Source organism: Pseudomonas sp. NFACC39-1 (assembly GCF_900110355.1).
Taxonomy (GTDB): Bacteria; Pseudomonadota; Gammaproteobacteria; order Pseudomonadales; family Pseudomonadaceae; genus Aquipseudomonas; species Aquipseudomonas tehranensis.
In genome coordinates this window covers 470,196-495,124 of sequence record NZ_FODL01000004.1, presented here as the reverse complement: position 1 = coordinate 495,124, position 24,929 = coordinate 470,196, and the positions used below count along the sequence as shown (strand labels likewise).

At 59.8% G+C, this 24,929-nt stretch carries 16 protein-coding genes; 6 read left to right on the top strand and 10 right to left on the bottom strand.

All coding sequences use genetic code 11. The features are described from left to right. Window positions 1-26: 26 nt before the first annotated feature. From hisC to mtnA, 5 genes are all read right to left on the bottom strand, one after another. Window positions 27-1,139 (bottom strand): histidinol-phosphate transaminase, encoded by a 1,113-nt coding sequence (gene hisC, locus BMY45_RS11660; RefSeq protein WP_092397637.1) that lies wholly within the window; start codon window positions 1,137-1,139, stop codon window positions 27-29. Window positions 1,140-1,152: 13 nt separating this feature from the next. Further along, window positions 1,153-2,247, bottom strand: a complete 1,095-nt coding sequence (pheA, locus tag BMY45_RS11655) for a prephenate dehydratase (RefSeq protein WP_003199233.1) — start codon at window positions 2,245-2,247, stop codon at window positions 1,153-1,155. Beyond that, window positions 2,247-3,332, bottom strand: a complete 1,086-nt coding sequence (serC, locus tag BMY45_RS11650) for a 3-phosphoserine/phosphohydroxythreonine transaminase (protein ID WP_076385786.1) — start codon at window positions 3,330-3,332, stop codon at window positions 2,247-2,249. Before serC ends, pheA begins: the two co-directional genes overlap by 1 nt. 233 nt (window positions 3,333-3,565) lie before the next feature. Next, window positions 3,566-6,229, bottom strand: coding sequence for a DNA gyrase subunit A (gyrA, locus tag BMY45_RS11645; protein ID WP_092397635.1), 2,664 nt, complete (start codon window positions 6,227-6,229; stop codon window positions 3,566-3,568). A gap of 447 nt (window positions 6,230-6,676) precedes the next feature. Then, window positions 6,677-7,753 (bottom strand): S-methyl-5-thioribose-1-phosphate isomerase, encoded by a 1,077-nt coding sequence (mtnA, locus tag BMY45_RS11640; RefSeq protein ID WP_092397633.1) that lies wholly within the window; start codon window positions 7,751-7,753, stop codon window positions 6,677-6,679. A gap of 106 nt (window positions 7,754-7,859) precedes the next feature. Here mtnA and BMY45_RS11635 point away from each other — a divergent pair, with 106 nt between their 5' ends. The 5 genes from BMY45_RS11635 to BMY45_RS11615 all read left to right on the top strand — a co-directional run bounded on the left by BMY45_RS11635 (window position 7,860) and on the right by BMY45_RS11615 (window position 12,868). Then, the gene (locus tag BMY45_RS11635; RefSeq protein ID WP_092397631.1) at window positions 7,860-9,191 is read left to right on the top strand and encodes a TRZ/ATZ family hydrolase; all 1,332 of its coding nucleotides are present in this window, start codon (window positions 7,860-7,862) and stop codon (window positions 9,189-9,191) included. Window positions 9,192-9,252: 61 nt separating this feature from the next. Further along, window positions 9,253-9,951, top strand: coding sequence for a bifunctional 2-polyprenyl-6-hydroxyphenol methylase/3-demethylubiquinol 3-O-methyltransferase UbiG (ubiG, locus tag BMY45_RS11630; protein ID WP_047226304.1), 699 nt, complete (start codon window positions 9,253-9,255; stop codon window positions 9,949-9,951). Between the two features lie 4 nt (window positions 9,952-9,955). Beyond that, window positions 9,956-10,627 carry an N-acetylmuramic acid 6-phosphate phosphatase MupP gene (gene mupP, locus BMY45_RS11625; RefSeq protein WP_047226303.1) on the top strand — a complete coding sequence of 224 codons (672 nt, stop codon included), beginning with the start codon at window positions 9,956-9,958 and terminating at the stop codon, window positions 10,625-10,627. 212 nt (window positions 10,628-10,839) lie between these two features. Beyond that, complete coding sequence (locus BMY45_RS11620) at window positions 10,840-11,580, top strand: YciK family oxidoreductase (protein ID WP_092397629.1); 741 nt, start codon at window positions 10,840-10,842, stop codon at window positions 11,578-11,580. Between the two features lie 361 nt (window positions 11,581-11,941). Next, on the top strand, window positions 11,942-12,868 hold the full coding sequence (locus BMY45_RS11615) for a GGDEF domain-containing protein (RefSeq protein ID WP_092397627.1): 927 nt from the start codon (window positions 11,942-11,944) through the stop codon (window positions 12,866-12,868). Window positions 12,869-13,146: 278 nt separating this feature from the next. Here the strand turns inward: BMY45_RS11615 and BMY45_RS11610 are convergent, their stop codons facing one another. Together BMY45_RS11610 and BMY45_RS11605 are read right to left on the bottom strand one after the other, a co-directional pair. Beyond that, a complete protein-coding gene (locus BMY45_RS11610; protein WP_371264146.1) occupies window positions 13,147-13,917 on the bottom strand; it encodes an iron-containing redox enzyme family protein in 771 nt (256 codons plus the stop codon). Between the two features lie 79 nt (window positions 13,918-13,996). After that, window positions 13,997-16,456 (bottom strand): EAL domain-containing protein, encoded by a 2,460-nt coding sequence (locus BMY45_RS11605; protein WP_092397767.1) that lies wholly within the window; start codon window positions 16,454-16,456, stop codon window positions 13,997-13,999. Window positions 16,457-16,757: 301 nt separating this feature from the next. Between BMY45_RS11605 and BMY45_RS11600 the strand changes: the two genes are divergently transcribed. Beyond that, window positions 16,758-21,422 carry a deaminase domain-containing protein gene (locus BMY45_RS11600; RefSeq protein ID WP_092397623.1) on the top strand — a complete coding sequence of 1,555 codons (4,665 nt, stop codon included), beginning with the start codon at window positions 16,758-16,760 and terminating at the stop codon, window positions 21,420-21,422. Window positions 21,423-21,432: 10 nt separating this feature from the next. On the opposite strand, the gene BMY45_RS11595 is transcribed toward BMY45_RS11600, so the two are convergent. Genes BMY45_RS11595 through BMY45_RS11585 form a run of 3 tightly spaced genes read right to left on the bottom strand, consistent with a single transcriptional unit; the run spans window position 21,433 to window position 24,823 of the window. After that, the gene (locus BMY45_RS11595; protein ID WP_092397621.1) at window positions 21,433-23,250 is read right to left on the bottom strand and encodes an ABC transporter ATP-binding protein; all 1,818 of its coding nucleotides are present in this window, start codon (window positions 23,248-23,250) and stop codon (window positions 21,433-21,435) included. Continuing rightward, complete coding sequence (locus BMY45_RS11590; protein WP_171061403.1) at window positions 23,243-23,845, bottom strand: DsbA family protein; 603 nt, start codon at window positions 23,843-23,845, stop codon at window positions 23,243-23,245. The genes BMY45_RS11595 and BMY45_RS11590 overlap by 8 nt, the downstream gene beginning before the upstream one ends. A 36-nt stretch (window positions 23,846-23,881) precedes the next feature. Continuing rightward, window positions 23,882-24,823, bottom strand: coding sequence for an oxygen-dependent tRNA uridine(34) hydroxylase TrhO (locus BMY45_RS11585; RefSeq protein WP_092397619.1), 942 nt, complete (start codon window positions 24,821-24,823; stop codon window positions 23,882-23,884). Window positions 24,824-24,929: the final 106 nt, after the last annotated feature.

The following is a 24,929-nucleotide window of genomic DNA, read 5'->3' as shown; positions in this document are numbered from 1 at the left end:
GTGCAGCAGGTTGCAGTGAAGTGACATCAACCACGAGCCAGAACCTTGCTCAACGCCTCAAGGAAGCGGCTGTTTTCCGCTGGCAGGCCAATGGTGACGCGCAGGTGGTTCGGCATGCCGTAGTTGGCCACCGGACGCACGATCACGCCCTCGCGCAGCAAGCCCTGGAACACCGGAGCCGCGACACGGCCCAGATCGACGCAAATGAAATTGCCTTTCGATGGAATCCAGCTCAGGCCCAACTCACGAAACCCGGCTTCCAACTGCTGCATGCCGGCCTCGTTCAGGCGGCGACTTTCAGCCAGGTAGGCGTCGTCCTTGAGCGCAGCGCAGGCAGCGGCCAGGGCAAAGCTGTTGACGTTGAACGGCTGACGCACGCGGTTGAGCACATCGGCCACCACGGCGGTGGACAGGCCGTAGCCGACCCGCAGCGACGCCAGGCCATAGGCCTTGGAGAACGTGCGCGAGACCAGCAGGTTCGGGTAGGCCGCGAGAAAATCCAGGCCATCGGGCAAATCGCTGCCTTCGGCGTATTCGATGTAGGCCTCATCCAGCACCACCAGCACATGCTCGGGCACGTCCTGGAGGAAGTCGTCCAACGCCTGGGCGTCGAACCAGGTGCCGGTCGGATTGTTCGGATTGGCGATGAAGACTACCCGCGTGTTGGCGTCGATGGCCGCCAGCATGGCGGGCAAGTCGTGCCCCCAATCCTTGGCCGGCACCACATGGGCGTCGGCGCCGACGGCCTGGGTGGCGATCGGGTAGACCGCAAACGCATGCTCGCTGAACACGGCATTGAGGCCCGGCGCCAGGTAGGCACGCGCCACCAGCTCGAGAATGTCATTGGAACCGTTGCCCAGGGTCACCTGACTCAGCTCGACGCGACAGCGCTCGGCCAGCAGGCTCTTGAGGGCGAAACCATTGCCGTCGGGATAACGGGTCAGCTCGGCCAGCTCGTCACGGATCGCCTCCAGCGCCTTGGGGCTCGCGCCCAAAGGGTTTTCGTTGCTGGCCAGCTTGACGATGCTGGCCGGGTCCAGATCCAGCTCACGGGCCAATTCGTCCACCGGCTTGCCTGGAACGTAAGGCGAGAGTTGTTGCACGCCTGGCTGAGCCAGAGCGAGGAAGTTGCCACTCATTAGCTATCCGCCCTTAAAGAACTGCTTTGGGGTAGGAACCCAGCACCTTGAGTGCCACTGCTTCCTGACTGATTTTTTCCAGCACACCTTTTACCAGCGGATCGCGGTGGTGGCCGACAAAATCGATGAAAAACACGTAGGTCCATTTACCGCTGCGCGACGGACGGGTCTCGATCCGTGTCAGATCGATGCCATTGTCATGGAACGGCACCAGCAGCTCATGGAGCGCGCCGGGTTTGTTGCTCATGGAGACAATGATCGATGTCTTGTCGTCGCCGGTGGGCGGCACTTCCTGGCTGCCAATCATCAGGAATCGCGTGGAGTTGTCCGGGCGATCCTCGATTTTTTCCGCCAGGCGCGTCAGGCCGTAGAGGCCGGCCGCCATGTCGCCGGCGATTGCCGCCGAGTTCCACTCACCCTTGACCCGCTTGGCCGCCTCAGCGTTGCTCGACACCGCCACACGCTCGACATTCGGGTAATGCGCGTCCAGCCACTTGCGGCACTGGGCCAGGGACTGGGCATGGGAATAGATCCGGCTGATGCTGTCGGTCTTGGTGTTCTCGCCCACCAGCAGGTGATGGTGGATGCGCAGCTCGACTTCGCCGCAGATCACCATGTCGTGCTCAAGGAAACTGTCCAGCGTGTGGTTGACCGCGCCTTCGGTGGAGTTTTCCACCGGCACCACGCCGAAGTTCACCGCGCCCGCCGCCACTTCACGGAAGACTTCGTCGATGGCCGCCATCGGCTTGCTGATCACGGCGTGGCCGAAATGCTTCATGGCGGCAGCCTGGGTGAAGGTGCCTTCAGGGCCCAGGTAAGCGACTTTCAAAGGCTGCTCAAGGGCCAGGCACGAAGACATGATCTCGCGGAACAACCGCGCCATTTCTTCATTGCCCAGAGGCCCCTTGTTGCGCTCCATGACGCGCTTGAGGACCTGCGCCTCACGTTCCGGGCGATAGAACACCGGCACTTCGCCTTCGGCCAGGGAGGCCATTTTCACCCGCGCCACTTCCTGGGCGCAGCGCGCGCGCTCGCTGATCAGTTCCAGGACCTTTTCGTCCAGGGCATCGATGCGCAGGCGCAGCGCCTTGAGTTCTTGCTCAGACATCAACCATGTTCCTTCTCGAACTCTGCCATGTAGGAAATCAACGCATTGACCGCGTTGATATCGACGGCGTTGTAGATGGAAGCGCGCATGCCGCCGACCGAACGGTGGCCCTTGAGGTTCAGCAGCCCGCGCTCGTCGGCACCGGCCAGGAACGGCTTGTCGAGACGATCGTCCGCCAGGCGGAACGGTACGTTCATCCAGGAACGATCGGTCTTGTTGATCGGGTTGCTGTAGAGGCCGCTGGCGTCAATGAAGTCATAAAGCGTGCGCTGCTTCACTTCGTTGAGCTTGCCGATGGCCTCGACGCCGCCCTGCTCTTTCAGCCATTCGAACACCAGGCCCGACAGGTACCAGGCCAGGGTCGGCGGGGTGTTGTACATCGAGCCGTTGTCGGCGGCGACCTTGTAGTTGAGCATGGTCGGGCACAAGGAACGGGCGCGCCCCAGCAGGTCTTCGCGAATGATGCTGACCAGGATGCCGCTCGGGCCGATGTTCTTCTGCGCGCCGGCGTAGATCATGCCGAAACGGGAGATGTCCACAGGGCGCGACAGGATGTCCGAAGACATGTCAGCCACCAGGGGCACGTCGCCGGTTTCCGGAATCCAGTTGAATTCCAGGCCGCCGATGGTTTCGTTCGGCGCATAGTGAACGTAGGCCGCGTCCTTGGACAGGTTCCACTCGTTCTGGCCGGGAATGGCGAAATAGTCGTAGGGCTTGGCAGTGGCGGCGACATTGACGTGGCCGTAGCGCGAGGCTTCTTCGATGGCTTTCTGCGACCAAATTCCGGTGTCGATGTAATCGGCCTTGCCGCTTTCGGGCAGCAGGTTCAGCGGAATCTGCGCAAATTGCTGGCTGGCGCCGCCCTGCAGGAACAGCACCTTGTAGTTGGAGGGGATGTTCAGCAGATCACGCAAATCCTGCTCAGCCTTGGTGGCAATGGACACGAACTCATCGCTGCGATGGCTCATTTCCATGACAGACAGGCCCTTGCCATGCCAGTCGAGAAGTTCACCTTGGGCACGCTTCAGGACCGCTTCAGGAAGCGCCGCCGGGCCGGCACAGAAGTTATAGGCTCTCTTGCTCACATCCAATCTCGCTCTGATCTGGTGGTCACATCAATCTTCAATCAACACATGACCCAAATGTGGGAGCGAGCCTGCTCGCGATAGCGATGTAACAGTCAGCATCCATGTTGAATGTCAGTCCGTCATCGCGAGCAGGCTCGCTCCCACAGTTGCGCGTCATGTGCAGTGTCGCAAATTTTCAAACGGGACAAACAACAAGGGGGCGAATCTTCATCCGCCCCCTGCATGCCCGCTTAGTCCTGCGGTTCTTCTTCGTCTGCGGCAGCGTCGAGCGGTTGGTCGCCGGTCATGTCGTCAACGTCGGTAGCAAGAGTGCCGTCGAACGCTTCGCCCTCCTCGCCCTCCAGCTCCTCGCCTTCGACTTCCGATGGCTCCTGCACCCGCTCAAGCCCGACCAGCGTTTCGTCGCTGGCCAGCTTGATCAGCGTCACACCCTGGGTGTTACGCCCCAGGCTCGACACTTCGGCCACCCGCGTGCGCACCAGGGTGCCCTGGTCGGAGATCAACATGATCTCCTCGCCATCGAGCACCTGGACAGCGCCGACCAGTCGACCGTTACGGTCGTTGCTGACCATGGCGATCACGCCCTGGCCGCCACGCTTGTACTCAGGGAACTCGCTGATAGCCGTGCGCTTGCCATAACCACGCGCCGAAGCGGTGAGGATCTGGCTGCCTTCTTCGGGGATCAGCATGGAAATCAGCTTCTGGCCTTCCGGCAGGCGCATGCCGCGCACACCACGGGCGGTACGGCCCATGGCGCGAACGTCGGACTCCTTGAAGCGAGTGACCTTGCCGCCGTCGGAGAACAGCATGACTTCACGCTCGCCATCGGTGATGGCAGCGGAAATCAGCACGTCACCTTCGTCCAGCTCCAGAGCGATCAGGCCGACACTGCGCTGACGACTAAAGGATTCCAGCGGAGTCTTCTTCACGGTGCCCTTGGCGGTGGCCATGAAGATGTAGTGACCTTCGGTGTATTCCTCCACCGGCAGCATGGTGGTGATGTATTCATCACTGTCCAGCGGCAGCAGGTTGACCAGCGGACGACCACGGGCGGCACGAGACGCTTCGGGGATTTCGTAGGTCTTGAGCCAGTACACCTTGCCCTTGCTGGAGAACAGCAACAGCGTGGTATGGCTGTTGGCAACCAGCAGGTGAGCGATGTAGTCCTCGTCCTTGACGCCTGTGGCCGACTTGCCTTTGCCGCCGCGACGCTGGGCCTGGTAGGCGGCCAGCGGCTGGGTCTTGGCGTAGCCGCCGTGGGAAATGGTCACCACGCGCTCTTCTTCCGGGATCATGTCACCCAGGGTCAGGTCCAGGCGCGCATCGAGAATCTCGGTGCGGCGCACGTCGCCGTATTCGGCGCGGATCACTTCCAGCTCTTCGCGGATCACTTCCATCAGGCGCGTGGCGCTGTTGAGGATGCGGATCAGCTCGCCGATCTGGTTGAGGATTTCCTGGTATTCAGCCAGCAGCTTCTCGTGTTCAAGGCCGGTCAGGCGGTGCAGACGCAGTTCCAGGATGGCTTGCGCCTGTTCCGGGGACAGGAAGTACTTGCCGTCGCGCAGGCCGTATTGCGGGTCGAGGTTTTCCGGACGGCACGAGTCGGCGCCGGCACGCTCGACCATCGCCACTACCGCGGTGGATTCCCAAGGCGTGCTGATCAGCGCTTCCTTGGCTTCCGACGGTGTTGGCGAGGCCTTGATCAGGGCGATGACCGGGTCGATGTTCGACAGGGCAACGGCCTGGCCTTCGAGGATATGACCGCGCTCGCGGGCTTTGCGCAGTTCGAACACGGTGCGACGGGTGACCACTTCGCGACGGTGACGCACGAAGGCTTCCAGCAGGTCCTTGAGGTTCAGGATCCGCGGACGGCCGTCGATCAGCGCGACAATGTTGATGCCGAACACCGCTTGCAGCTGGGTCTGGGCGTAGAGGTTGTTGAGAATCACCTCAGGCACTTCGCCACGACGCAGCTCGATCACAACGCGCATGCCGTCCTTGTCGGATTCGTCGCGCAGCTCGGTGATGCCTTCAAGCTTCTTCTCTTTCACCAGCTCGGCGATCTTCTCGATCAGACGGGCCTTGTTCAGCTGGTACGGAAGCTCGGTGATGACGATCTGCTGGCGGCCACCGACCTTGTCGATGTCTTCGATGGTCGAGCGGGCGCGCATGTAAATGCGACCACGGCCGGTGCGGTAGGCCTCGATGATGCCGGCGCGACCGTTGATGATCGCGGCGGTCGGGAAGTCCGGACCGGGGATGTACTGCATCAGCTCATCGACGGTCAGCTCGGGATTGTCGATGAGGGCCAGGCAACCGTCGATGACTTCACCGAGGTTGTGCGGCGGGATGTTGGTCGCCATGCCCACGGCGATACCGCTGGAGCCGTTGACCAGCAGGTTCGGGATACGGGTCGGCATGACCGCCGGGATCATTTCGGTGCCGTCGTAGTTCGGCACCCAGTCCACGGTTTCTTTATGCAGGTCAGCCAGCAGTTCGTGGGCCAGCTTGGTCATGCGCACTTCGGTGTATCGCATGGCCGCAGCGTTGTCGCCGTCCACGGAACCGAAGTTGCCCTGGCCGTCTACCAGCAAGTAGCGCAGGGAGAAGGGCTGGGCCATCCGGACGATGGTGTCGTACACGGCGGTGTCACCGTGGGGGTGATACTTACCGATCACGTCACCGACGACACGGGCTGATTTCTTGTACGGCTTGTTGAAGTCGTTGCCCAGCTCGCTCATCGCGAACAGCACGCGCCGGTGCACGGGCTTCAAGCCATCGCGCGCATCCGGCAGCGCCCGCCCGACGATTACGCTCATTGCGTAGTCGAGGTAGGACTGTTTCAGCTCGTCTTCGATATTGACCGGGAGGATTTCTTTGGCCAGTTCGCCCATGAGAAGCCTGATTCCTTTTTCTGGTGAAACCTCGTCACATCCAGATGGGACGAACGAAGCTCGCCGCTGCAGAACAAGTGCCATGCAGCGACTTACGACAAATCAACGAGTTATGCCATGGATCTGCGCAGTAAAGGCTACCTCGCGAGGCAGCCCTGGAAACCGCCGGATGTTATCACAAGAGCCGCCACGCACCTATCCCCCTGATGCGCATGGAGCATAGTTAGTTGACCGGTGACAGGCTGATATGGGACGAGAGGGGCTTAGAGGCTTGCTGAAAGCAGATTTGAGGTGCAATTCAGGCTCATCTGCTGACTTTCAGGGCCTTATCGCGAGCAGGCTCGCTCCCACAGGGGATCTGCGTATGCCGAAGATTTCGGTCACAACATCGATCCAATGTGGGAGCGAGCCTGCTCGCGATAGCGGCAGATCCGACACTCAAAGCCTTCAATGCAAGCGCTTGCGACACATCAACTGCGCCATCTTCGCCGTATCCGGGCGCTCGACGATGCCTTTCTCGGTGACAATGGCGTCGATCAGGTCCGCCGGGGTGACGTCGAACACCGGGTTGAAGGCATCCACATCCGCCCCGACCCGCTTGCCGCCAACCTCCAGCAGTTCGCGCCCGTCACGCTCTTCAATCGGAATGTCTTCGCCGCTGGCCAGGTTCATGTCGATGGTCGAACTGGGCGCCACCACCATGAAGCGCACGCCATGGTGCATGGCGCAGACCGCCAGTTGATAGGTGCCGATCTTGTTCGCCACATCGCCGTTGGCGGTGATGCGATCGGCGCCGACGATCACCCAGGTCACGCCCTTGGTTTTCATGATGTGGGCGGCGGCAGAGTCAGCGTTAAGGGTCACCGGGATGCCCTCATTGGCCAATTCCCACGCGGTGAGGCGCGAGCCTTGCAGCCACGGACGGGTTTCGTCGGCATACACGCGCTCGACCATGCCCTCAAGGAACGCCCCACGAATCACCCCAAGGGCCGTGCCGAAGCCACCGGTGGCCAGGGCGCCGGTATTGCAATGAGTCAGGATGGCCTGGGCGTTGCCTTGATGCTTGCGGATCAGATCGACCCCCAACTGCGCCATGGTCAGGTTGGCTTCGCGGTCGCTTTCATGGATTGCGATGGCTTCGGCCTCAAGGGCCGCCAGCGGTTCGGCATGCTCTTTCAAGCGTCCCAGCCGGTCGCGCATCCGGTCCAACGCCCAGAACAGGTTCACCGCCGTCGGCCGGGAGTCGGCCAGCAAGGCAAAATCGGCTTCCAACGCTGTTTGCCAGTCGCCACCCTCGGCCAAGCGCGCCCGCGCTGCCAGCACCACGCCATAGGCCGCGCTGATGCCGATGGCCGGCGCGCCCCGCACCACCATCGAGCGAATAGCCTCGGCCACGCCAGCCGCCGTGGTATAGGCGATCCAGGTTTCCTCGAACGGCAAAATACGCTGATCCAACAGATAGAGGGCGCCATCACGCCAATCGATGGCCTTCACCTTCTCCGCTGCCAACAGTCGATCGCGCATCCCACACCCCGCACTCATGAACAAAAGCCGCCGATTATAGCGATCCCTCCGCGAAGACGCTCGGGTATACTTCGCCATCCCTTATACGCCATGGAACCGTTCCACGATGCCCAAGCCTGCCGTTGCGCTCGACTTATTACTGCTGCCGACCTGGTTGGTGCCTGTCGAACCCGCCGGCGTCGTGCTCAAGGAGCATGGCCTGGGCATCCGCGACGGCTGCATCGTGTTCATAGGCCCACGGGCAGAAGCCCTGAAATGTGACGCCACCGAGGTCCGCGAACTGCCGGGCATGCTCCTCAGCCCCGGATTGATCAACGCCCACGGCCATGCGGCGATGACTCTGTTCCGCGGGCTGGCCGACGATCTGCCCTTGATGACCTGGCTTGAACAACACATCTGGCCGGCCGAGGGTAAATGGGTCGATGAAGATTTTGTCCGCGACGGCACCGACCTGGCGATCGCCGAGCAGCTCAAGGGCGGCATCACATGTTTCTCGGACATGTATTTTTACCCCAAGGTTGCCAGCGAGCGTGTGCATAACAGCGGTATCCGCGCACAAATCGCCATTCCGATCCTCGATTTTCCGATCCCCGGTGCTGCCAGCGCCGACGATGCCATTCGTCAGGGCATCGAATTGTTTGGCGACCTCAAACACCATCCACGGATCAAAGTGGCATTCGGCCCCCATGCGCCCTACACCGTCGGCGACGAGAACCTGGAAAAAATCCGGGTAATCGCCGAAGAACTGGACGCGGCCATTCATATGCATGTTCACGAAACCGCCTTCGAAGTACAGCAGGCTGTGGATAACACCGGTGAGCGCCCCCTGGCCCGGCTGGGACGACTGGGCCTGCTGGGGCCGCGTTTTCAGGCGGTGCACATGACTCAGGTCAGCGATGAAGACCAGGCTTTGCTGGTAGAAAGCAACTGCAGCGTGATCCATTGCCCGGAATCGAACATGAAGCTGGCCAGCGGTTTCTGCCCGGTGGAGCGCTTGTGGCAGGCCGGGGTCAATGTCGCGGTCGGCACTGACGGAGCGGCGAGCAACAACGATCTGGACCTGTTGGGCGAGACGCGTACCGCTGCACTGCTGGCCAAGGCCGTCGCCGGTTCGGCCACGGCCCTGGATGCCCACCGGGCGTTGCGCATGGCCACGCTCAATGGCGCCCGGGCCTTGGGCATCGAAACGACCGTCGGCTCGCTGGAAGTCGGCAAGGCCGCCGACCTGGTGGCCTTTGACTTGTCGGGGCTGGCCCAGCAACCGGTCTATGACCCGGTGTCGCAACTGATCTACGCCACCGGTCGCGACTGCGTGAAACATCTGTGGGTGGCCGGCAAGCCCTTACTGGAGGACGGCCGCCTGACCCGCCTGGACGAATCGCAGCTCAGTGCCACGGCGCAAGCATGGGGTCGTCGCATCAGCGGCCACAACGAATAACCAGACCCCTTGAGCCACGGCTCGGGGCCTACGATTTTTCAAGTTTTTCGAGGATCTGCACATGAGCAACGTCGACCACGCCGAAATCGCCAAATTCGAAGCCCTGGCCCATCGCTGGTGGGACCGTGAAAGCGAATTCAAACCGCTGCACGACATCAACCCGCTGCGGGTCAACTGGATTGACGAGCGCGTCAGCCTGGCTGGCAAGAAGGTACTCGATGTCGGCTGCGGCGGCGGCATCCTCAGCGAAGCCATGGCCCAGCGCGGAGCGACGGTGATGGGCATCGACATGGGCGAAGCACCGCTGGCGGTTGCGCAACTGCATCAACTGGAATCCGGCGTCAGCGTGGAATACCGGCAGACCACCGCCGAAGCCCTGGCCGAGGAAATGCCCGAACAGTTCGATGTGGTCACTTGCCTGGAAATGCTCGAACACGTGCCGGATCCGTCCTCGGTCATCCGCGCGTGCTTTCGCATGGTCAAGCCCGGTGGCCAGGTGTTCTTCTCCACCATCAACCGCAACCCGAAGGCCTACCTGTTCGCCATCATCGGCGCCGAATACATCATGAAGCTGTTGCCACGTGGCACTCACGACTTCAAGAAATTCATCCGGCCTTCGGAGCTGGGGGCCTGGAGCCGCATGGCCGGGCTGACCGTCAAGGACATCATCGGCCTGACGTACAACCCGCTGACCAAGCACTACAAGCTGGCCGCCGACGTTGATGTCAATTACATGATCCAGACCTTGCGCGAGGAGTAAGTCGATGCGTCTCAAAGCGGTTCTCTTCGACATGGACGGCACGCTGCTCGACACCGCGCCGGACTTCATCGCCATCTGCCAGGCCATGCGTGCCGACCGTGGCCTGCCACCGATGAACACGCAGCATATTCGCGACGAGATTTCCGGCGGCGCCCGGGCGATGGTCGCGGTGACCTTTTCCATGGACCCGGAGTCGCCAGGTTTCGAGGAACTGCGCCAGGAATTCCTCGACCGTTACCTCAAGGGTTGCGCGGTCCACAGCCACCTGTTTGACGGCATGGCCCAAGTGCTGGCCGACATTGAAGCGGCCAACCTGATCTGGGGGGTGGTCACCAACAAACCGGTGCGCTTTGCCGAGCCGATCATGCAGCAACTGGGCCTGGCCGAACGCTCGAAAGTGTTGATCTGCCCCGACCATGTAAAGAACAGCAAGCCGGACCCCGAACCGCTGACCCTGGCGTGCAAGATGCTCGACCTGGATCCGGCCAGCGTATTGTTCGTGGGCGACGACCTGCGGGACATCGAGTCTGGCCGCAGCGCCGGCACCCGGACGTGCGCGGTGACCTATGGCTACATTCACCCGGACGACAACCCGAACCATTGGGGCGCAGATGTGGTGATCGATCACCCCTCGGCGCTGCGTGAAGTGCTGGATAACGCATTGTGCAGTTGTTGAGCTGACTGCTCCTGTGGCTGGGTTCTGTAGGAGCTGCCGAAGGCTGCGATCTTTTGATCTTTCGCCTTAGGGCTCGATCAGCAGGAAAAGATCGCAGCCTCGTTGCACTCGTCAGCTCCTACAGCCAGCGGGGATAAATCCCCTCGCCACAGATCCATCCTTCGCCACACATGCGCATCACCACGCATTTGTTCTGTTTCGTGAGGTTTTTTATGTTTGATTATTCCGCCCGCCCCGACCTGCTCAATGGCCGGGTCATCCTGGTCACCGGCGCAGGTCGCGGCATCGGCGCCGCAGCCGCCAAGGCCTATGCCGCCCACGGTGCTACTGTATTGCTGCTGGGCAAGACCGAAGCCAACCTGACCCAGGTCTACGATGAAATCGAAGCGGCCGGGCATCCACAGCCGGCGGTGATCCCGTTCAATCTCGAAACCGCCCTGCCGCATCAGTACGATGAACTGGCGGCGATGATCGAAAGCGAATTCGGCCGTCTGGACGGCCTGCTGCACAACGCCTCGATCATCGGCCCGCGTACGCCGCTGGAGCAGTTGTCCGGCGAGAACTTCATGCGGGTGATGCAGGTGAACGTCAACGCCATGTTCATGCTCACCAGCACCTTGCTGCCGCTGCTCAAGCTGTCCAAGGACGCCTCCGTGGTGTTCACCTCCAGCAGCGTCGGGCGTAAGGGACGGGCTTACTGGGGCGCTTATGGCGTCTCCAAGTTCGCCACCGAGGGGCTGATGCAAACCCTGGCCGATGAAGTCGATACCGTCGCACCGGTGCGCGCCAACAGCATCAACCCCGGCGCCACCCGCACCAGCATGCGCGCCCAGGCCTACCCGGGGGAAAACCCGCTCAACAACCCTACACCTGAAGAAATCATGCCGGTTTACCTGTACCTGATGGGACCGGATAGCACCGGTGTCAACGGCCAGGCACTCAACGCGCAGTAACCACTCGCCTTGGCGTCGCGTCGGTTTACCGTCGCGACGTCCCTGCCCCCCAGACGTAGCCAGGCGAACCGCCAAGTCCATGTCACCCCTTGCCGACGACGCGCTCGCCGTTTGAAATCAACACATTGATTTCCAAGCAGTTTTTATTCTAATGAACCGAATGGCACGACTTTCGCTCTAAAGATCCTCAAACACGCCATGTTCGGCGGGAATGGATGTTGAGATGAGACTTATGCCTGCCAGGTAAAGCGGACTAAACTCAAATCAGATGTCCTACGGGACTGAAGGACCAGTACGACGCGCCGCCCAAAGCCGCCTCGCCCAACCTGTCAGGACAGATTCGCTTAGGGGCCCACGCCATATGAAAACGCCAACCCAGATCAACGCGATTGATTTCGACAGCGCCAAACTGCAGCGCCTGGGCTTTGGCCAGCCATCACCGCTGGTGGCCCGCTCTGTCAATCTTTCGCAGTTGCGTCAGCAGCTGAGCCAGCAATTGCAGACCAGCCTGGAGCCGCAACGGATCCTGGGGCTGTTTTTCCGTGAGGTTCAGCGGCTGGTGCCGCTGGACGCACTGATCTACCGGCACAGCCCCAGCGATCTGCGCCTGGAGCTGGGACAACGCGGGCATCACACCCTCACCTATAACCTCAGCCATGAAGGCGAGTACCTGGGTGAGCTGGTGTTTCGCCGTAACCAGCGCTTCACCGAGACCGAACAGGCCGACCTTGAGTCCGTGTTGTCGACGCTGCTGTTTCCATTGCGCAATGCGCTGCTCTACCGCGCCGCGACCCAAAGCGCCCTGCGTGACCCACTGACCGGCACGGGCAATCGCATCGCCATGGACCAGACGCTGATCCGTGAAGTTGATATGGCCAAGCGTCATTTGCAACCGCTGTCACTGTTGATGCTGGACATCGATCATTTCAAGCGCGTCAACGACATTCATGGGCACGGCATCGGCGATGAGGTATTGAAGGGCGTGGCCGAGGCCATCAAGAATCAGCTGCGCAATGTGGACATGGTGTTCAGGTTCGGTGGCGAAGAGTTCCTGATTCTGCTCTCGAACACCAGCCGGGATGCCGCGGCCATGGTCGGAGAACGGCTGCGTCATGCCGCCCAGGCGCAGGATTATTTTGCCGCAGGGACGCGGATCGAACTGACGGTGAGCCTGGGTTGCGCGACCCTGCTGCCGGGTGAGTCAGTCGAAAGCCTGCTGCGCAGGGCCGACAACGCGTTGTACGTGGCCAAGCGCGAGGGCCGTAACCGGCTGGCGATGGCGGGGTGAAAACCAGCAATTACAGATTTTGTGAACACCGTCGAAAAATATGGGAGCGGGCTTGCTCGCGAAGATGTCGGTACATTCAAGATCTTCACAACTGACCCTCCGCTTTCGCGAGCAAGCCCGCTCCCACAGGGGTTGAAGGTGGGTTGGAGCCAGCGCTCACCCAAAACAATTGTGGGAGCGGGCTTGCTCGCGATGGCGATCAAGCAGTCAACCTCCCCGTTGACTGTCGTGACACCTTCGCGAGCAGGCTCGCTCCCACATGGGTTGGCTATCGGGTATCAGCTCCCGGCCAGCGCCAGACGCTCACGGGTCGGTGAGGTTTTCCCCACGGACTCCGATTGCTCCAGTTGCATGCAGCGTTCCAGGAAGAGGTACATGTAGTCGTAGCTCTTGCAGACAGCTTGGCGCAGTTCGATCTGCAAGGCCTTGCTCGGGTTCATACCCGCCAGGGTGCAGATGATTTCCAAGGCTTCCCAGGGATGAGCATCATCGTACTGGGCGTGCATCTTCAGCCACTTCATGGCTCGCTTGCGGTCTTCCTCGGCAAAAGCCGCCGCGTAGACGCCACTGGAACACACCAGTGCCGACCACTCCCCGGTTGCCCCCTCGATGGCATAGTTGGTCGCGGCGATCGCCACGATCAGCGAGTCCGAAGAACTCGTATGCCAGCACCAGTGGCTCAGCGCGTGAAGTTCGGGTGGCACTTGCTGCGCTTGCAGGTCTTCCAGGGTCACGCCATGGGCGGCGCTCCAGTTGACCCAGTAATCAGCATGGTTGAGTTCGACACGAATGTTACGCATCAGCCAGCGACGCGCCATGTCCTCGCCGGGGTGGCGGGCAAAGCGTGTCTTGGTGAGGTTCTGTGCCATGTATAAAGCGAACTGTTCAACGACCGGCCAACCACCAATAAGGTAGTGGCGCATGGTCTTGGCGCTGAGCTTGTTATCGCGCATGCGTTGATACAGCTCGTGTTCGACAACCCGGCGTTTGCTCTCGCTGCAATCGGTAATGAGCTGTTGTGCCCATTTCGGATAGCTTGTGGCGTCCATGAGCGGGCCTGTTCGGTTGAATGTGTCGATCACTGTCGGGCTCCTTTTGATTGTGATTTTTTCCGGATCAACAAGAGGTTCAGCGGAACGTGCCGGGGGCCTTGAATAACAGCGGCTGCGGCCGGGCCGGCCTGCATTGCAACGTATCACAGGTAAACAATTGCGGGCGTTCAATCACATACCCTTGAGCGTAATCCACCCCGATCTCCAGCAACGCCTGCTCGATCTGGGTGGTTTCAACAAACTCGGCAATCGTGCGCTTACCCATGACGTGGCCGATGTGATTGATCACCTCGACCATTGCACGGTTAATCGGGTCGTCCAGCATATCCTTTACGAAACTCCCGTCGATCTTCAGGAAGTCTACAGGTAAATGTTTCAGGTAAGCGAATGAAGACATTCCGGCACAAAAGTCATCCAGCGAGAAGTAGCAACCCAAGCTCTTGAGTTCATTGATAAAGCGGATGGCGCTGCCCAAATTTGAAATAGCACTCGTCTCTGTTATTTCAAAACAAATCATTTCTGGTGGAATGGAGTAGGCCGCAAACTGTTTACGCAGGAAATCAAGGAATGCCTGATCTCCGATAGTTGTGCCTGACAGATTAATCGCACACATGGCCATCGGTCCCTGCCGCGAATCGTTCAGGCACTGACGGATGATCTTGAAGACATTTTCCACCACCCAACGATCCAGAGACGTCATCAAGCCATAGCGTTCCGCCGCGGGAATGAAGCTGTCCGGCAGGATCATCCTTCCGGCTTCGTCATGCAGGCGCAACAGAATCTCGATATGCCCGCCGCCATGGTCGCCCGGCCCCAGCGCGGCGATTTCCTGGGCATAAAGACAGAAGCGATTCTCCTCCAGGGCCATGTGCAGGCGCTGTACCCACGCCATCTCGCCAAAGCGCAGGGACAGTTCCGAGTCGTCGGCGTGATAGACCTGGACCCGGTTACGGCCCTTTTCCTTGGCCATGTAACAGGCCATATCAGCAGCGCGCAGGGACGCCTCCAGCGTCATCGGGCTCTGGGCGATATGCACCAGGCCAATGCTCACCGTGGTCACGAATGGACGGCCCTTCCAGACAAAGTGCAGGTTCTGTACGGTCTGGCGCAAGCCGTCGGCGATCTTTTCCGCGGCCTCCGGCGAGCAGTTCTCCAGCAGAATACCGAACTCATCGCCCCCCAATCGGGCCAGGGTGTCGTTTTCCCGCAATCCCGATTGCAGCAGCGCGCAAATATGACGCAACAATTCGTCACCCGCCGCATGACCACAGGTGTCATTGACCAGCTTGAACTGGTCCAGATCGAGGAACATCAATGCATGACGCCCCACCTGGCGCGTCAGATTGTGCAAGGCTTGTTCAAGGCGATACTCAAATTCCCGGCGATTGGCCAGGCCGGTCAGCGCATCATGAGTGGCTTGCCACGACAGGTTGGCGATGTACTGGCGTTCCTGGGTCATGTCGTGCAACACCAGCACCGCCCCACTGACCTTGCCGGCATGGCGGATCGGCGCACCTACGAGCGTGACGGACACCGTGCTGCCATCCAGGCGCTGGATCAGCTTGGAATGTTCGCTGCCGCCACCGAGCCGGCCGCTGAGAATATGTTCGATCAGGGTCAGCCCTTCACTCTGGGCGTTGTCATCGAGCAAATTGAACAGGGCGGCCAGAGGCAGTCCCGTGGCGTGCTCGGCCTTCCAGTGAGTCATCGCTTCGGCGGCGGGATTCATGTAGGCGATTGCCCCTTCCACATCGGTGGTGATCACGCCATCGCCAATGGACTGCAAGGTGATCTGCGCCCGCTCCTTTTCCAGTTGCAAGGCATTGGCGAAGACCTGCCGCTGGGCCAGCAGTTTATGCGTGCGCAACAGCGCCAACACGATCAATCCCAGGGCGGTAGCGAAGTTGGTCACCAGCAACAGGCGCAGGATGAAGCGCGAACCCTCTCCCAGCGCATCGCTGAAAGCTTTGGCTGCCGGGGTGACGGAATCGTTGATGGCAAAGATTTTCGCCTTCCAGCCGCGAATATCGGCCTCAGACGCCTGACCTGCGGAAATCCGGCTGTGCATCTGGCGGGCGACGTCATCCAGTTCAATCAGGTAGCCGTCGCCCACCGTCCAGAGATCGATAGCCTCTTCCAGGTAACTGAAGTGCCGAAAATTCAGGTAGAGCCAGATCACACTGGACACGTCGTCCGGGTGGTTGCCGCCCTTGAGGATTCCCGCCCGTGCCGCTTCCAGATCCGGCGGCTTACGGTCCAGGGCCACCCGCAGCTCATGCCCGCCCTCAGGTACGGCGATAGCCCGCTGGTACTTTTGAAAGATTGTTTCGTCGCGACTGTCGGCATAAAGATTGAGGTAGTAAATGGCGTCTTTCTGGCCCTTGGACCAAAGGCTTTCCCCCGCCACGTAGCCGCGCACCGCAGACAACACGTAAAGACTGACACCCCCCAACAATGCCTGAAACAGGACGACGGCGATAAAAGGCCAGACGATGCCCAACAACCGGGGGGTTCCGAGAGTCCGCGCTTGAGTCATGAGATCCCTTGCATAGGCGTAGGCGATCAGCATTCAGACCGCTCATTCCCGCAAGACTAGGAGGCGTAGCAGCTCCCCGCAAGAGGCCGGACACTATTTGACACCCCATGCCCTTGGATGCCTGGGACAACAGGGGCGATAAAACCCTGGTAATTGCCAAACACCGTTACAACTTTCCTGCCCGCCATACCTATCTACCACCCCGGGTTTGCCTGGACTGTTTTGATACGAACCTTCTCTAGACCTTGCACTTTATCGAGGCGTGTAGAGAAACGTTCGTTAATCACCAGGGAACCTCCATATGCAATCAACCGCCGCCCCCAGCCTTTCAACGAGCCTGAGCCCGACACCCTCTTATGCCGAAAAACATCAGGGTTTGCTGGGCGATTACGAGGCCATGTTATCGCTCGTTCGAAACCATCAGACACCGCTGCTGACGTTGGCCAACAGTCTGGTCAAGCCCAGGCTTTGTTCACCCATGGCGTTGGAAAATGAAACCGGACAACGAGCACTGCACACGCTCATCCAGGACAAAAACTATCAGGCGTTGTGCAAAACGCTGAGCGCCCCTCATTACCACTTGATCGTCACTTTAAAAGACGGCAAAGCCATCTACGAGACACTTTCAAGGAACAGAGAAACCACCATTCAGATTCCACTGAACAACGCTCCCTCTTGGAACGGCCTGCGTGCACAGGTTGAAAAAACCGCTCGACTATTGGGTGGGCAAATTCGTTTCGACGGCCAAGTAACATTTGCACAAATGACCTGGTTTTACGGTATTACCCCCTGCAATCCGCAAAACACCGAGCAACGCAACGCCACGATAAATGCGCTGGAAGAGAAACGCGCTCACCACACGCTGGGACTTGGACATGGAATAAACATCGACGCCTTGAGCCCCCACACTGAAAACCTGATCACTGACACAGTACGTCAATTCCTGCCTACGCCGCACACCCCATTGCTGGCCTACCTCGGCGCTTTGGATATCGACACATTGACGACGACGCAATTCCGGGCGAAGCCTTCGGCGTATCTGGACGCTATTGTGCAATCGACGAACGCCCGGAAACTGGCAACCAGGTTATTGCAAGCACTGGGCTGGTTCGGCGGCAGCCCCGGCGAGGACACGGCAGCGGGGATATGCACCAAGTTGCTCGCCCACGCCATTCGTCTTTGGCTCGAAAACGGCCAAAACAAGAGCCCGGACAGTATCGCCGGTTACCCGTGGCAACACTCGTCCAACTGGGGGAAAAGCTATGGGCAGATTCGGGCCGAGTTCGAGGCGCATCTGCTGTCTTCAAAACGCGCCGCGACAGTGAACGAATCCATTCTGCTTGCGTGTCTTTATCAACCCTTGTTCCCGCCACACTTCCAGATTCGCGATATACCGTCGCAGCTGCCTTATCGAAGCTCCACCGTCTGGGTAAATTTTGCCCATGGTGTGTATCTTGCTGACGCGATCGACCCGACGTTGCTGCAAAGACTGAGTTTCCAGCAACTGGTCGACTTCCCTGGCCAATACGCCAGTGAAGCCACGGCTGATGACCTGAAACTGGTCACCCTGACAAGATTGAAACCCATGCTGGAATGGGCCGTGACAAACGGCCTGGTTGCCCATAAGGCCGATGGGCACTACACCCTGCCGGAGATACAGACTGCTGTAGAAAAGCTTGACTTCACCATCGATAGCTTGACCCGGGCGGTCAACTGGCTGGATAGCCGCCCCCCCGAGAGGCTGAACATTGCCAGGCTTAAAATGGCGAAGCTCTTCGCAGACGGCCGGTTCGTGACGGATGGCAGGAAGCTGGTGAAAGAGGCCAGCACGTATGCCGCCCCCGTGACTCGACTCAGTGGCCCCATCGGAAGACTCGCCCCCCAAACCTACACATTCGCGGATGTGTATGCATCCGGCCAACTCACCGAACATAAATGGTTCGTCACCCGGCCCGATGGAAAAGTCATCACCGATGTCTGGTTCAGGATTGACCACGATGCAACCCTACAGACTAACTTTGCCGGGCCCGGTTTTACCGCCATTCCCCAGCAGGACCGAACGCTCCCCGATATCGAGCAAACGTTCAAAACCCATTTCGACATCTACCTCAGCTTCATCAGAAGCGCCTATCGCACGTTAATCATCCATCTGCTCGCATCACTGCCCCTGGCTGATCGCCAAGCCCTGGAGCAGGGCGTGATAAAGGTCTACAGCCTCAGAAAAGAAACCACGGGCATTGAAGCCAGCAATGAAACCGAAGATAAGACACTGCCCCTGCGCGCGCGTAATGGCTTCATTCTGGAAACGACGAGCCAGCGCAAAACCTCGTACTACGAACTGCTCCCGCGGGCTGGGGTGATCCGCCCAAGACCGGATATTGAGCCACACCATCTCGGCGCAGAGCGCAAAATCGAACACTGGAGAGTCAGCCGCGGCTCGGCGGTGAGTGTGGATGTTCTTCGCCATAAAACCCTTCCGTTCGATTGGGATGCCCATGTAAACGGCACTGTCCCCGACGCTCACGCAGAATGCCAAGCCATCCTGGACCCGCTTGGCGTCACGTTCGGTGAATCGAATATTAGCGACACCGACCATAGCCTACCGCGGACATTGGAATCGAAAATCACCTTGGACGTGGCCTGCTACATTGCCGAGAAGCTGCTTTTCGTTGACGAAAAACAGCTCTACGACCGTTGTTATGGCGAAACTGAATTCGACCGTCAAAAGGCCAAGCGTGAAAAAACCCTGGAAATCATAAAAATGTTTGTGCCCTTCTGGGGCAGTATCGAAGACCTGGCTTCGGGAGACCGTGATCGCCTGGTGAGTGGAGCCTTTGGCCTGTTCACTGATTTTGTTGTCTTCGCCCGGCCCATCGGCAAGTTTGCCTCAGGCTCGCTGAAGTTGGTCAGCGCCGCGGGCAAGTTGAGCATTGGCAAAGCGCTGCCTGCCTTTGCAACGCTCACAGGTAGTTTGCTCAACGCCACCCTGAACCCGCTCGACGGCATTGCCTCCTTGCTGCGAGCAGGCGGCCAGAGCGTGTACCGGTTCAGCAAAAAGGGCTATCTGAGCCTCAAGACATTGTCCGGGCGCGCCGGCCAATATGATTTCGTCCAAGGCATGTCCCAAGTCACGGATCCGGGCCGCTGGCGTCCACTGACAATCAATGACCAATTGAGCACGGTGCGCGGCATTGACGATGTTCCTGTGCGCAACACCGCAGCCACAGGCAGCGCTGATTACCGGTTGATTGACCCTTTATCGTCCCGGCCCTACGGCCCTGAACTGGGCGCTGAAGTGTCACCGGGCCGCTCCCACTTCAGCACGCGAGCCCAAACCGATAGCGAAGTCCTTGTCGAGTTGCCAGAAAATGCCCGCGTACGAGAGGTGCTTGAAGTCGATGGCGGCCGCCTCTTTTATGTGGATGACGTGCCCTATCGTTTGAAGGCGGGAACCCTGCGCCGCATCAGCCACCCGGATGACAGTCCACCCTTCAGGAAGCTTGCGTGCCGTGTCCGGCGTGCGCCAGACGAGGTGTGCAAGACCCGGTATGTATTGCCGGACCAGCCTGCCGAGCGCCCACCCGCGGGCGAGTTCAGCACCGAGTTAAGCTGGGCGCCCTGGTTTGGTGACGCAACGTTCTATCCCTCTATACCCAAGCATCCCAATGATCGCGCCCTGCTCGCCTTCGAAGGGAAAATCTATGAACTCAAGGACGGCAAGCTCAACACCTACAAAGGCAAACCGCAATGGATCGGTCTCTCCAGCAGAGTCCCCATCCCCAGGGAAACCATTACGGCGACCCTGGAATTTCAAACCGGCCTTTACGGCAGCATCAAAGTAACCGGTTCGGCAGAAAAAATTGACGATATCCATCAAACCGGCGCGCTCATCATTCCCTCGATCGATGAGCACTTCACGTACATATTCACCCGCTTGAACACGGATGATTATTACATGACCCGATTGCTCTCCACTGAGAGTGTCGAGTCTCCTCTGAGTCTGAAAAGGCTTGGCCCAAGCGACCTGACGCCCGGCTCTTTGGGAGAAGAGCTGCAACGGGTGTACATCGGTTCGTTGAACGCCAACAACGCCGCGCGAATCTACGGCAGAGACCAGGTCGAACGGGCACTGGACAAGATCGATGAAATTTCGATCCCCATTGGCGCACCGAGTCATCCGCCCTCCAATATGAAGTGGCTGAAAGTCAGTACCTACCCCGCCGAGGCGGTGTTATTCGATCGTCGCACCAGAATGATTGTCTCTGATTTACCTAACGGGGCAGCCGTGTGGCAACCCACCACACAAGCACCCGAAGCCATACAGAAATCAACCGCAAACATCTTCAACGCGCTTTTTACATCCCCCTCCATTGCAGGCCCGTCTCAATCAACCGGCCGAACGGTGACCATCCATGACGCCATGCAGGAACTGCAAAAAACCCTTCCAACCAAGAACCAAAAAAACATAGCTTTTGCCGACGTCATCACGGCAGTAGGAAACAACGAAATATATGTCAGTGTTTCCGGAATCGAGGACTACACCCGGCACCTGCCCCTGTTCAAATCCCACAGCGGCCATACGCAAGTCACCTTCAAAGACGCCACTTACTTTAATGTTGATGGCATCCGGAACGCGATTGACCCTGCGTCCCTCACCCTGAGCGCCGATGGGAAATTGCTGGCGATCCCTCATCTGATGGACGCTCCGGGCACTTCGGACAGGCTCAGTCGAGTGACCTCCGCAGACAGTGAAAGCAAGCTGATTGCCTACATCAGCGAAAAGTATCCAAACCCTGAAGACATCAAGTCGATCACGCTTGCCACCACCCTGCCTCCTTGCGAATCCTGCGCGATTGTCATGAAGGAGTTCGGTCATGAGCGCGGAGCCGATGCGTTGAACGTCATATGGGGACAGCGCCGTAAGCGTCCGGCAACTGAAATGAGTTCTTCAACCGAATCCGATTGATCCCCGGCGATCAATGCTGCTGCAGATGCCCGTAGAGCTTGGCGTATAAACCCCCGTCAGCAATCAGTTGCTGATGGTCGCCATCCTCGGCGATTTGTCCGCCGTCGAACACCAGCACCCGGTCGGCCTGCTTCACGGCCGACAACCGGTGCGCGATGATCAAGGTGGTGCGGTTGCTCAAGAACCGCGCCAGCGCCTGGTGCAGGTTGTACTCGGTGGCGGCGTCCAGCGCGGACGTGGCCTCGTCGAGGATCACCACCTTGGGCTCGGCCAGCACCATCCGGGCAATGGCCAGGCGCTGGCGCTGCCCGCCGGACAGACGCACGCCGGAACGCCCGACGATGCTGTCCAGGCCGCTGGGTAAACTCAGGATCGTCTGGTGCAGTTGGGCGATTTCCAGCGCTTGCCAGCAGGCCTCGTCCGTGCGCTCGCGACCCATGGTCAGGTTGGCCCGCACCGTGTCGTTGAACAGCGCGGGATGCTGCAGGACCACCGCAACATTGTCGCGCACGGTTTCCAGGCCGATTTCCTGCTGAGTCGAACCGCCGAAACGGATGGTCCCGGCCAGCGGCGTGTACAGCCCCAACAGCAACTGGACCAAGGTACTTTTGCCACCCCCGCTGGCGCCGACAATCGCAACTTTTTCACCGGGGGCAATCGACAGATTCATCTGGTTCAGCACCAGTTCGTCGCCGTAGCCGAAACTCAGCCCCTGAACTTCGATACCCACGGTGTCGCGTCCCTGGAACGGGTTAACACTGCCGGTGTATTGCGGTTCGTCGGCACGGGCCAGCAACTCGTTGATCCGCGACAATGCGCCCCCGGCGGCATAAAACGCGTACTGCAGATTGAGCAGTTGCTCCACCGGTCCGATCATGAACCACAGGTAGCTGAACACCGCCAGCATCTGGCCGATGGAGAGGTCGGAGAACAGGACGGTGAGCATCGCCGCTGCGCGAAAAATATCGATACCAAACTGAAACAGCAAACCGCTGGCGCGGTTCGAGGCATCGGTTTTCCACTGTGAGCTCACTGCGTAGTCACGGACCTCCCTGGCCCGCGTCCCCAATCGACCCAGGAAATAACCCTGACGGTTACCGGCACGCACCTCCTGAATAGCATCCAGGGTTTCGGTCAGGGCCTGGGTGAAGCGCGAGGTGCTGTCGTTCTCCAGCTTCTTGAGATGCTTGACCCGTTTGCCCAACTGCACCGTGGCGTAGATCACCAACGGGTTGAACAACAGGATCAGCAGCGCCAGTTGCCAGTGCATCCACACCAGAATGCCGGCAGTGCCCACCAGTGTCAGCATCGCCACCAGGAAACGACTGAGGGTTTCGCCGACGAATTTATCCAGGGTGTCCAGGTCGGTGACCAGGTGCGTGGTCACGGTACCGCTGCCCAGGCTTTCGTACTCACCCAGGGAAATACGTTTGAGCCGTTCGATCAACCGGACGCGAATGCGATAAACGATGTCCTTGGCCAGCCTGGCGAACAATCGCGCCTGCAGCACGTTGAACAGCAAAGCGCCGCATCGCAGGACCAGGGTCACCACCAGCATCAGGCCAATATAACCGGCCGCGCTTTGCCAGCCGCTCGGCAACGCATGGTTCATGACCTTCAATGCCGCGTCGCCCTGGCCCAGCAGCACTTCGTCCACCAGCAGCGGCAGCAGCAGCGGAATGGGTACGCTGCACAGCGTCGCCAGCACGGCCACGCCGTTGGCGATCCACAGGGCCTTCTTGTGTTTAAGGGCCAGACGGCGGATTTCGGCCCAGCTCAAGCGGTCGACGCGTGGCGCAAGGGATGCGTCATCCGCCCGGTCAGGCACAGGCCGCGCGCTCCAGCCAGCGGCCCAGCAGTGGCGACAACTGGCTCAGGGGCTGGTAGCCGTTGGTAAGCAAGGCCAATTGACCGTCACGCTCGGCCAGCAGCGTAGGAAAACCGGCGATGCCAAGATCCTGCACCCAGGTGAAATCCGCAGCAGTGGCCGCATGTTGCTCGGCGCGGTCAAATGCTGCGGCGAACTCGATGCGTGGCAGTCCGGCCTGTTCGGCCAGTTCCACCAGGACGCTGGCGTGGGTCACATCACGACCCTCGACATAAAACGCCTGCTGGATCAGCTTCAACAGCTTCCAGGCCAAGTCCGGCGCCAGGCCACGGGCCGTCACCAGTGCCCGGCAGGCCGGTTCGGTGTCATAGACAAAACCGTCCGGCAACGCACCTTCAAGCTTGAACGTCTGGCCGGTGGCCTGGGTGACGGCCTGCCAATGCTCGAGGATGTAGCGTCGGGTGGTCGGCTCCAGGGCCGAACCGCTGCCGGTGCGCAAACCGCCCACCACCAGGTGCAGTTCTACCCCGGCGGCCTGCGCCTGCTCGACCAGCGCCTCGGCAACCGGTGCAAAACCCCAGCACCAGGAACACATCGGGTCCATCACATAGAGCAGGCGTGGCGCCATGGTTCAAGCCTCGGAAGGTGATTGCTTATAGTTGTAGCCGATCGGATGCGGCATGTTGCGGGCCTTGGCCAGTTCGATCTGCTTTTGCCGGTCGATGGCGCTGCGCCGGGTCTTTTCGCTCAGCTTATCCCAGCAATGCGGACAACTGATGCCTGGCACGTAGTGCTCCGAAGCGCGGTCTTCTACGCTCACCGGTGTACGACAGGCATGACACTGATCGTAGTCGCCTTCGCTAAGGTCATGGCGGACGGTCACGCGGTTATCGAACACGAAGCAGTCGCCGCGCCATTTGGTTTCTTCCTGCGGCACCTCTTCAAGGTACTTCAGGATGCCGCCCTTGAGGTGATAGACCTCGTCGAAACCCTGGCCGAGCATGTAACTGGAGGCTTTTTCGCAGCGAATGCCACCGGTGCAGAACATCGCGACCTTCTTGTGCCGGGCCGGGTCGAAGTTGGCTTTGATGTACTCGGGGAACTCGCGAAAGCTGGTGGTCTTGGGGTCGATCGCGCCTTCAAAGGTGCCGATGGACACTTCGTAGTCGTTGCGGGTGTCGATCAGCAAGACTTCCGGGTCGCTGATCAGCGCGTTCCAGTCTTGCGGTTCGACATAGGTGCCCACCTGTTTGTTGGGGTCCACGCCTTCGACGCCGAGGGTGACGATTTCCTTCTTGAGCTTGACCTTGGTGCGGTAGAACGGTTGCTCGTCGCAATACGACTCTTTGTGATCGATGTCGATCATGCGTGGGTCGTTCTTGAGCCAGGCCAACAAACCGTCGATGCCTTCGCGGGTGCCGGAAACGGTGCCGTTGATGCCTTCTTCGGCGATCAGCAGCGTGCCTTTGATGCCGTTGTCGAGCATGGCCTTGAGCAGTGGCTCACGCAGCTCGACGTAATCTTCAAGGGTGACGAACTTATACAGTGCCGCCACGACAATGGATGGTGTCATGGGTATTTCTCCAGGTGGCTACCCTCGCAAAGGGTGAACCGGATGCGAAAAAAAACGCGCCCTGTTAGGCGCGTGGCGGATTCTAACAAAAAACACGTGGGTTGCA

Excerpts from the sequence above, each read along its gene's own strand:
- hisC (WP_092397637.1), bottom strand. The coding sequence starts at position 1,139 with ATGAGTGGCAACTTCCTCGCTCTGGCTCAGCCAGGCGTGCAACAACTC.
- pheA (WP_003199233.1), bottom strand. The coding sequence starts at position 2,247 with ATGTCTGAGCAAGAACTCAAGGCGCTGCGCCTGCGCATCGATGCCCTG.
- gyrA (WP_092397635.1), bottom strand. The coding sequence starts at position 6,229 with ATGGGCGAACTGGCCAAAGAAATCCTCCCGGTCAATATCGAAGACGAG.
- mtnA (WP_092397633.1), bottom strand. The coding sequence starts at position 7,753 with ATGCGCGATCGACTGTTGGCAGCGGAGAAGGTGAAGGCCATCGATTGG.
- BMY45_RS11635 (WP_092397631.1), top strand. The coding sequence starts at position 7,860 with ATGCCCAAGCCTGCCGTTGCGCTCGACTTATTACTGCTGCCGACCTGG.
- ubiG (WP_047226304.1), top strand. The coding sequence starts at position 9,253 with ATGAGCAACGTCGACCACGCCGAAATCGCCAAATTCGAAGCCCTGGCC.
- mupP (WP_047226303.1), top strand. The coding sequence starts at position 9,956 with ATGCGTCTCAAAGCGGTTCTCTTCGACATGGACGGCACGCTGCTCGAC.
- BMY45_RS11620 (WP_092397629.1), top strand. The coding sequence starts at position 10,840 with ATGTTTGATTATTCCGCCCGCCCCGACCTGCTCAATGGCCGGGTCATC.
- BMY45_RS11615 (WP_092397627.1), top strand. The coding sequence starts at position 11,942 with ATGAAAACGCCAACCCAGATCAACGCGATTGATTTCGACAGCGCCAAA.
- BMY45_RS11610 (WP_371264146.1), bottom strand. The coding sequence starts at position 13,917 with ATGGACGCCACAAGCTATCCGAAATGGGCACAACAGCTCATTACCGAT.
- BMY45_RS11605 (WP_092397767.1), bottom strand. The coding sequence starts at position 16,456 with ATGACTCAAGCGCGGACTCTCGGAACCCCCCGGTTGTTGGGCATCGTC.
- BMY45_RS11600 (WP_092397623.1), top strand. The coding sequence starts at position 16,758 with ATGCAATCAACCGCCGCCCCCAGCCTTTCAACGAGCCTGAGCCCGACA.
- BMY45_RS11590 (WP_171061403.1), bottom strand. The coding sequence starts at position 23,845 with ATGTGTTCCTGGTGCTGGGGTTTTGCACCGGTTGCCGAGGCGCTGGTC.
- BMY45_RS11585 (WP_092397619.1), bottom strand. The coding sequence starts at position 24,823 with ATGACACCATCCATTGTCGTGGCGGCACTGTATAAGTTCGTCACCCTT.